Origin of the sequence: Cronbergia sp. UHCC 0137, assembly GCF_034932285.1 — a bacterium.
Classification (GTDB): Bacteria; Cyanobacteriota; Cyanobacteriia; order Cyanobacteriales; family Nostocaceae; genus Cronbergia.
Genome location: NZ_JAYGHC010000041.1, coordinates 36,723 through 47,024, shown reverse-complemented (window position 1 = coordinate 47,024; position 10,302 = coordinate 36,723). Strand labels below are relative to the sequence as shown.

1 protein-coding gene (cut by a window edge) is annotated in these 10,302 nt (G+C 42.3%); it reads right to left on the bottom strand.

What is annotated here, in order from left to right; genetic code table 11:
• On the bottom strand, positions 1-10,302 hold part of the coding region annotated (locus VB711_RS19155) for a DUF4347 domain-containing protein (protein ID WP_323287829.1) (this coding region is incomplete at its 3' end). The annotated region continues 22,893 nt past the right edge of the window; 10,302 of 33,195 annotated nt are visible.

Sequence of the window (10,302 nt, the reverse complement as noted above, 5' to 3'; positions counted from 1 at the left end):
ATCTCCACTTATTGTTAATAAAGCGGCAATGCTGTTAAGAGTGTTGTTCTCTATCAGGTCATTTTCTGTACCATCATTAGTATTATCAAATACGTCAATGATGTCATTGTCTGCACCAGCGTTAACTGTTGTGGCGGCATTAATTGACTTGATGCGAATGTTATCTTCTCCAGAACCAGTATTAATGTTGGTAATAGCCTGTGTTGCATTCACTAATACAGCATCATTATTATCACCAGTGTTAATCTCCAGGTTGCCAACAGCATTATTCACGGTTACTACATCCTTACCTAAACCACTGTTGACAGTAGTTTGTCCACTGTGGGTGCTGTCTATTGTAAAGGTATCATCACCTGTACTTAGATTAACAGTTAGGGCTTCTGCGCTGTAAGTGATAACTCCCACCATACCCAGTCCTATCAACTGAGTGCTAGTTAAGATTCCAGTGTTAACATCACCGACTACTGCACCGTTGCCGGTCTCGTCACCAACACCTTGCTGTGAGCCGCCACTACTGCTGCCACCGTCTACATCAGTAACTGTAATATTGTCATTTCCTGTATCACCAATAATGGTTAATTGTGCAGCAATGTTATTGATGGTGTTGCTGTCGTCATAAATCTGAACTGTATCGTTGTTAGCACCAGTGTCAATGGTAGTTGCTGCATTAATCCCTTTAACCCGAATTGTATCATTGCCCTCTTGGGTACTGATATTTGTCTCACCTTCAGCGTTGTTGAGGATCAAGGTATCATTACCGGCTCCAGTCTTAAAGTCAACAATGCCAGTAAATAGGTTGGTAAGGTTGATGTTGTCAACATGAGAACTTAATTGAATTTCTAATGCTTCTATGGTGTTGTATTGGAGAATACTGGAAAGACCTAATCCATCAATGTAGTCGTTGTATATCGTTGTAGATTCATTGAAACCAGGGCTGTTAGAGTGATCAATTTTCAGGCGATCGCTTCCAGCATTACCTTGAATGGAGAAGTTAAATCCGCTACTAACACCAATGATGTTAGGATTATTCAAAGTCACGGTATCATTGCCAGAACCCAGAATAATACCTAATCCCTCAAAGTCAATGTAGTTAACATTACCACCAGCAATAAAGTCGGCTAAATCTATGGTGATGTCCAAATCATCTGTACGAGCAGAGTAATCTTCACCAAAGACATCAGAACCACCATTACCATCTAAGGTGAGTGTGGCAGTAACACCATTGCCAGCCGTAACAGCATCATTACCAGAACCCAGTTGCAGAGAGATATTTTGGATTTGGTTGTAGTTAATAGTAGTTCCTAAACCCAATATCTGAGTTGCTGTAAACACAACTGAACGACCAATTGAATCGGCACTGTTATCTATATTCAGGTTATTAGTGCCTATGCCACCGTTGACTGTAAATTCTCCAGTAAAGCTACTGTAACGATGACTATTATCCCCTAGATTAATTACATCGCTACCACCTTGAGTATTAATGGTTGTATTTTGACTACCATCTAACACAGTGACAATATCTGCGTCATTTCCAGTGTTGATTGTCAAGCTACTACTGTTGATGTTTCCATTTAATGCAACTGTACTACCTACTCCTGGATCTACAATACCAATGTCTGCATTCACCGTCACCTGACCGCCAGCGATAATCCACGCCGAGGAGTTAAGTATGATATCATCACCAGCTTCGAGGGTAATATTGCCACTAGATTGAATGGTTGCGTTATTGTTAATCGACAGGTTATCTCCATTAGCAGCCGAATCATTGGCTGTAAGAAAAATATTGCCACTAGCACTAACATAACCAGCAATGTTTAATGGGCTGTAAGTGTCAATATCAATTACACCACCATTGACACTTACATTATTAACAGTTAAGGCTCCATAGTTGTCTATATAAACTGAGCCGCTGCTAGGATTAATCGTCAGGCTATCAACAGACATCTGGAAGCGGTTAGAACTGCTACCAATACCACCGCTAGTTGCTTTGAGTGTGACAGAACTTGCTTCAATATCCCGTAAACCGGAACCGCTAATAATCTGTGTTCCTGATAAAATGACTGTTCCTGCATTTTGAATGGAATTAGTTGTAATAGTGCCGCCAGAATTAATACTCACATTCCCAGCGGTTTTAATGCTTTCAGCCACAATAGCACCACTGGCATTCACGTTCACACTTCCGGCTGCTTTAGATTCAGCAGTCAGGGTAGTTGCACCTGTAGCTATGTTAATGTCTCTCAGGGCAGCCACTTGAATATTTCCAGAAGACAAGACTGTTCCTGATGCGGTGCTAACATTACCACCGATTAAATTGTTATTGGTGGTGGTGAAATAGCCAGTGGATGCTACAACTAACTGACTGGTGCTTGGCGCACCATTAAAGATCATGTCAGACCCAGTAGAAATTTCCACTGTTCCGGCTGTGGTGAGCATTTGCTGGAAGCTCAAATTGCCTAAATCCCTTTGAGCTTTGAGAATAATCTTGTCAGCGTTGACATTAAAGGTTGCAGATTCTCCCTCTGATGCTCCTAGTTGAATTGCTCCAGCTAATTCTGTGTACATCTTGGCTTGAAGATTCAAGCTACTGGGGTTACTAACTGTAGTGAACTTCACCTGTACGTCACTATAGCTGGGGTTGTTAGCAGTAAACACTGTAACATCCGATTCAGTTGAATAAACTATGTCAGGAGTAGGAATGCCACTTACATCTCTCAATACAGCATAAGCATACTGTCCATCAGTACGTTGACGAGTATAAACTACTGTATCTGTGGGCAGATCTTTGTAGTAATCTCTGCCATCATTACCAGTAAAGACATATTTTCCGCTTAAATTGTCTCGAATTTGGGTTTGGATGGTGTTTAATACAGGAACTAAAATCAGATTTTCCTTTTCCTGTGTCGTCAGTTCCACTAACGCATTATTGACAACTTTGTAGGTTTTTGTCTGTGCGGACTCTTCTGCTTTATCTAAATAGTAATCAACACGGGTGGCGTAATCACGATAGCGATAATAACCAACGAAATCTCCTTCAACGACTTGATTACCCCGTGCTACCAAGTTAATACTCGTTTCTCCGTTTGTTTTCGGGGTCAGATTACTAAAGGTTTGGGAAGAGATAACTATGTTACCTGATCCCACTTCTAGGGATAGATTGTCTGTCTTAATGGTAGGTAGTTTAATACTTCCTTGAATTAATCCAGATTTACCAAACTCTAAAATCAGATTTTCTGCTTCTAGGACGATAGCTGAATTGACATCAAGCTGTTTAGCTGCTGAGAGAATCAAGGTTTGACTGCTCAAAAGTTTGTCTGTATCGGCAGTATTCAGCAGGTCAATCACCAAATCTTCGGTGTCACTGTTGAGGTCAATAGTACCGCCACCGGCCGTGAGTTGGGCTGATGTTCTGAGAGTACCGATGTTAGAAAGGATGATATCACCAGTGGTGGAATTAATGCTAGAGACAGAAAGGGCGCGATTGGTATTGCCTACTATACCTACACCTTGAATCTTCACATCACCATAGGCGTTAGCACTGATTTCGCCTACATTCACCTCAATTAAACCAATGTTGCCAGTGTTGGCGTTAGTTGTGAGATGGGCTTTGGCGGAAATAAGTTCAGCAATGCCATCATTTTCGTTAATGGCGAGAATATCACCGCCTGAATTGGCCGTGAGGTTGATTTGGCTGAAGCTATTGTCATCATAGTTACTGTATAGACCAGCATCAATTTGTCCAATGGTCATGTCGCCATTAGAGGTGAGGCTAAAGGTGCGAGCTTGGCTATTGTCAATCAGTTTGACTGAGGTAGCAGTCAGGCTTCCTGTTGTTGTGAGGGTAAAGTTGCCGTTACCAATGTTCGCGGAAGTTAAGTTGAGGTTAGTAGCATTATTGTTAATTGTGGCGTTACCAGCACCACCAGCGACTAGACTCAGGTTACTAACTTGAGTGTAGAGGTCAAAATTACCGTTAACAGTATTTACAGCTAAGGTATTGGCAATGATGCGGTTGGTATTATTGCGAGTAATGCTACCAGCGGAGATGTTGATATTTCCTGCTGATAAGTAAGCTGCTGCATCTAGGTCAAGGGTTAATACACCGTTGGCATTTAAGGTTAAGTTATCAGGTGCTTGTAATCTGTCAACGGTAACTGCTCCTGTGCCTAGAACTGCAATATCATTACCTGTTCCTAAAGCTCTGACATTTTTTAGACGAATACCATTAATGGCGTTAATAATGATGTTGCCATTAGTGGAAGTTACTGTGGTATCAACATCACTACTAGCCTTCTTATCTACGGTGAGGTCAATGTTGCCTGTATTGCTGTTGCTAACATTGAGGGTGGTGGCTTTGACGTTGGTGCTAATGCCAGATTTCGCTGTCAGTGTGGTAGTATTGGCACTGATTAAGCCGTGTTGGCGATCGCCATTTTGGGCAAATTTGTAGTTATTAATACTTCCCTCATCGGCAGTCATGGTGACAGTACCCGTGTCCAGCCAACCAGAAGGTAGGTCTATATTACCAGTGGTTGTACCTGCTGTAACAGTAATGCTACCTGTTGCGCCTGTTTGCAGGTAAGTAAAGGCATCTCCAGTCACATTGCCGTTACCACCAACTTGACCGACTCTAGCGGTGATACTATTGTTCGCACTAACGAAACCAGCTAAATTCAGATTATTTCCGGCATTGAACTGAACATTACTACCATTATTACCAATTGTTCCAGCGATCGCATTCCCACCAAAATCAATATCACCAGTAGCAGTATTCGTAATCAGGTTAATTTGTCCACTATTGCCAGCAGCACGTAATTCACTAAAGTCAGAAACAATGATATTGGCGGCTGTAATATTGAGGTTATTTTGAGTGTTAATAATGGAAGGTGCAGCTAGGGTATCGTTGGCGTTAGTTCCAGTTGGTAATTTACCCTTCACTTCTACATCATTACCACTGAGGATATTGATATTTGCATTAATACCAGTTGTCGCAATTTCCCCAGTAATACTAACCTTGCCACCTGCGTCAATAGTAATACCATTTACTGCTTGAATAGAACGATTACCAAATTGACCAAAGGGCTTTTCATTACCAGGATCGGAGCGTTCAACTATCCAAATGGTTTGATCTTCGGTAATGTTCTCTGTGCGGTATCTATTCTCAGTCTTAATTTCTACATTCTTAATCAGAATATCGCGGGTTTCGTATTTTGGACGGTTATCGTAAATATCCTCTGCATTACTTACCCATTGATAGTTGATAGTTTGGCGTGTGTCGTAAATGGTTGCATTTTTTGATGTCCAGTTGTAGAGGTAGTCATACTGGGTTTCGTATAAAGAATCACCTCTCCAATCTAAGCCCCAGTGATAGAGTTTGAGAGAAGAAATAGTGTCGTTGGGGGGTAAAGCAAACAGTCCATAGTTCAAAGGACCAACACCCTGATAAGCATTACCGCCAAAGTAAGCATCCGTGTACAATATGATTTTATACCCAGAAGGAAGTTGCATTGAACTGTAGGTATCATTTAATCGCACGGTGGGATGTGCGCCAACTGAATAACGGGTTCCATCTCCACCATAGTCTTTATGTTGACGAAGTAAGACACTATTTGATGCAGTCAATGGTGAACCATCGTAATCAAATACCCAGTCATATACTTGATAACTTCTGGAATCGTAACCAACAAGGACATTATTACGGGTTGCAAAAGTCGATTGACCAGAAAGACTGGCAGTATTTAGGATGTAAGCCTCATAGGGAGCGTAAGTGTATCTGCTAAGAAGATCATAACTTTGTGTTTTACCCTGACCATTCCAAACTGGAGTTTGACCATGAACCGGAGTGCCACCGCGTTCAATAATCGAATAATTACGATTACCACTGTCGTAGTAACTTACATCCCAACGCGCAGGGCTATTATCATAATCATTAATCCAAACACCATTTTTAACATAGGCTGTTAAAGTTGATTTATCTTGAGTGTACTTAGCCCTTGCCGTATCCCAGTAGTAACCAACATTTTCACTCCAGTCTGTGGGGCTAGTGCTTTGAACCACTCGCAACACATCATTTTTAACGTCAGCTTGGGCACCCACAGGTAGACGAATATATTTATCACTCCAGTTGTCTACCTGAATATTAATAATCTCTTTGCTAGTGGTAGACTTCCAACTGGGATTCCAATCTATAACTGTGGCATTACCATTGATTGTTTGATTCTGCTTGAGGTTACTAAAGCTGAAATCATAGAGTTTGTAATAACCCAAAGACTTGATTACCGCGTCTTTTTGTGCCGGACTCAATTGATTAAAGCTGTGGTCAACACTAGGTGTAGTTACCCCACTCCAGTTGATATTAGAATTCGTGTAATCAACCTTGTTCACAAACCATTCACGTTCAGTTTGTGTAACAGGATTCCAGTAACTATCTTGAGTGAGGGTGGTGTTCATAGAATAGAACTTATTCCCTACTCTCACAGACTCAGTTCCTACCTGTTCGGTAACTGTGGTAGGTATCCAGTTGACCACTTCTACCTGAATCGTACCATCAGCAACCTGAATTGTACCTGTAACAACAGGGACAGTAACAGCATATTGATTAATAGTAGGGACGGGTACTGGTTTAGTACCGATTCCCTCCGTAGATTCAGCATCAACAGTAACAGTACCACCAGCCAATATCGTTACTTCACCTGTGGTAGCTGCTAATGTTCCTGTACCGTCGATCAGAATATTACCACCACTTAACTGAGAACGGGTGATGTTGCCACGTAGTGTACCAAGTGACCAATTGGGGTCAATGCCAGCCCGGACTAATAAATTACGTTCGGCTGTGACTAAACCGTTAATTTCGGCTTCGGAGACTACATTGATGGTGATATCACTATTCGCACCACTATATAAATACCCTTGTACCCAAAGACTATCAGCAATTACTTCTATATCTTGATCAGAGTCTACCAGCGCTCTAGTTAGCGGTGCTGCGCTACGGGCAATCACCACTTCACCTGTTCCATGAATTTGAATTGCTGGGTCGGTTAAAGATAGACTGCCATTACCATAGGTTTGAATGAGAGCATTGTTGGGAAGAATGGATGCTTTAGGATTACTTTCTTCGTAGTCAACCAGGTAGAGGTTGTCACCCTGAATTATGACCTGGCTTCTCGCTCCCACGGTGCTGTCAATGAAGATGTCACCAGCATTGTTTTCACTAATAATAGTGACTTTTTCTGGTCTAACAGTGGAGGAATTATCAACAACCGTTACGGGAGCAACTTGACCACTAATCACAATTCCTGCTTCGGCAGAAATATTAATGAAACCACCAACTCCGGTTTCTAGGATACCACCGCTCACACGGGTGAGACTATCAAGGTCTTCTGTGCTGGAAACGGGGGCTGTACCTACGGCTAATAAAGTTCCGTTTTCATCTACATATTCCCCATTGGCATTGATGTAGAAACCGGAACTATTAAGTGAACGTCCTTGGCTATCTTCATAAACCAATGCTGTGAGCATTAATCCATAACCATCGGCGTTTGTACCACCATCTAAATTAAGATTGCGTTCAGCTTTGAGGTAGCCATTGACTAACAATAAACCTGCACTATCAATGGTGATGTCTGCATTGTTGTCATAAGCCTGAATTAAGCCATCAATTTCTATCTGACCTTGGGCATTAATATTAATGCTAGTATCGGTGTCATTGGCAAAACTTACAACTTCCGTTTCACCAAAGCGGGCGGTGGTGTCACTCTTAATTGAACTGAGACTATTCATGCGGAAGTCTAGTTGATTTACACCACCATTAACGTTGATGTTGATGTTGCCAGTTGCCTTGGCTGAACCGCCACGAGTTACCAATGTATTGCTACCATCTGCTCCTGCTCCACCAAAGGTAACTATATCTGCGGCGGTAAGGTTAATAGTGGCTGCTTTGCCTGTCCATGTGAGAGTATTATCAATCAGATCCGCACCTGCCAAGAGAGAACCAACTACGTTGATGATATTCCCTGTAACATTAATGGTGCTGTTATTGGCACTGGTGAGCAGACGGACGGCAGAATTTATATTAACTGTGCCTGTACTATTGATGGTCAGATTATTGACTGCGGCTGAATCGAAGCCTTGCTGTTGATAATTACCATCTACCAGAATTGTCCGACCCAGGTTAATACTACCGTTGGCGTTGGTTTGATTGAGTGTGAGAACTTCACCTGTTCCTTCGACTAAGATTTGACCGTTGTAAGCCCAAATGCTATCTCCTGCGGTAATACTCACTGACCCTTGACTAATTATGTCGGTCATCAAGGTGGCTGTATCTGTGGCGGAAATCAGGAGTTCTTTGGTGTTAGCATTACCATCACCTTGGTTTTGACGCAGCACCCCTTCAATGTTGACGTTTTTACCTGTGAGGGAAATATCACCATCTGTTAATATCCGTCCAGAGGTGCGAGCTAGGGTCAAATCTCCAGATGTAGCAGTGATACCAATGGTGGTCATATTGGCACTGTTTTCACCAATGGTACTGTCTATGATCACATCATTCAAACCTGTGATGTTGAGGGAACGAGCATCTATTTTGCTGGTTCCGAAGGTGTGAACACTGGTTTGTCCAAGAACTACATTTTCTCCAGCGCTGAATTGAACTTGATCATTTGCGGTCAAGCTACCGTGTAGTTCTATGGTGTTGTTGGCAGTGAGGCTAATATCTGAACCTGTACCACCAGCGATGATGTCACCTTTGACTATGCCATATTCGCCGATGTTGAGGTTGATTGAACCATTGACGGTTTCCAGTAGCCCTGTCCAATCGAGGTCGATATCTATACCGTCTGGAGATGTACCACTGTGAAGAGCGATCGCACTTTCCCCGATCACTTTTCCTGCTATATATAATTTACCGTTGGTTTCTGTGGGTGAACCAATACTGACTACTGAACCAGTCCCAACCGCTTTGACTGCGTAAGGCAGACTGGAAGTTAAATTGCTGGTTAAGTTGGTGAACCCTAGCAGATTCGCATTACTAGAACCGCCTTGAATTAAGTTAAATCCGTAAGAACTGGTCAACATTAACCGACCTTCTCGGATCTTCACTTCCATGTCTGCGTCATCGAAACCAGTGTAGTCACTATTAAGAGGACGAGCAATAGTGTCTTGAGACGTTACCACCTTCCAACTAGCATTTTTGATTGCATTGTCGAGATCAGCTACCAAATCATCAAGTTTAGTATTATTGGCTGTTACTGAGTTCGGTAAAGTGACATTAGATTCAATCTCAAAGCCAACTTTATCAATGCGTAATCTCAAGGTCACATCTTGACTGACAACACCCGTCGCTAACTCATGGAAACCAGCCGCTTCAATTTCGTTGGTATGTGCAGGGGCAAGGATGGCGACCTCTCCGGCTGCATTCAAGTTGATTTCACTGTTAGCTTTCCAAGTTTCTAACTGAGTTGAACCATATAAAACTATGCCTTTGCCAGAATAATTATATATTCCTTGTGGGTCGTCGGCGGCGTTTGGTTCTACAGGGTCTATACCACCAATCAGGTCAATTGTTTTACCAGCTTTCAGAGTTTGACCAATGCGGATTTGATCTCCTGCGGTAATCTTGATGGTTGAATCGCCACCAAAGTTATTGTTATAACGACCCATGTATTTGCCATTGCTGTCTCTAACTTGGGTAACTTCACCACCAGGTAACAATAAACCTTGGATATCTGCATCTTGAGTAGAATTGATTTCAATAGAACCATCTGCATCATTGGTAACTAATTCACTAGCAGCATGGACATATACACCTGTTCCTGAACTGTGTGTACCACCATCAATTTCAATGTGGTCATTGGCGAATAAGTAACCACCGGTTTGAATAGCTGCACCTTGTTCGTTAACTGTATTACCACCAATGAATGCTTGACCTTGGGCGTTAATATCAATTTCGCCGTAATTACCTGACCAAGTAACCGTTTGAGTAAGCAGATTACCATTGCTATCAAAGGTTTGATCTAACTGACCACCAGCTACCAAGGTTCCCATCATTTCTAAATTACCGTTGCTGTTGATAGTCAACAAACCACCGGAGTTATCGGAAGTCAGACCGGCTGCTGTTGCACCACCGGCAGTTGTCACTAACACAGATAAATTATTATCATCTGCACCAGCTACACCACCATTAATGGTGACAGCTTTGGAGGCTAATAAACCAGTATCTAGGAAAACTTGTTCACCGGCTGTAACCGTGACAGTAGAATCGTTTCCAGCCCAGGTGACACCGTTTGCACCAATTACTCCACCCGCAAC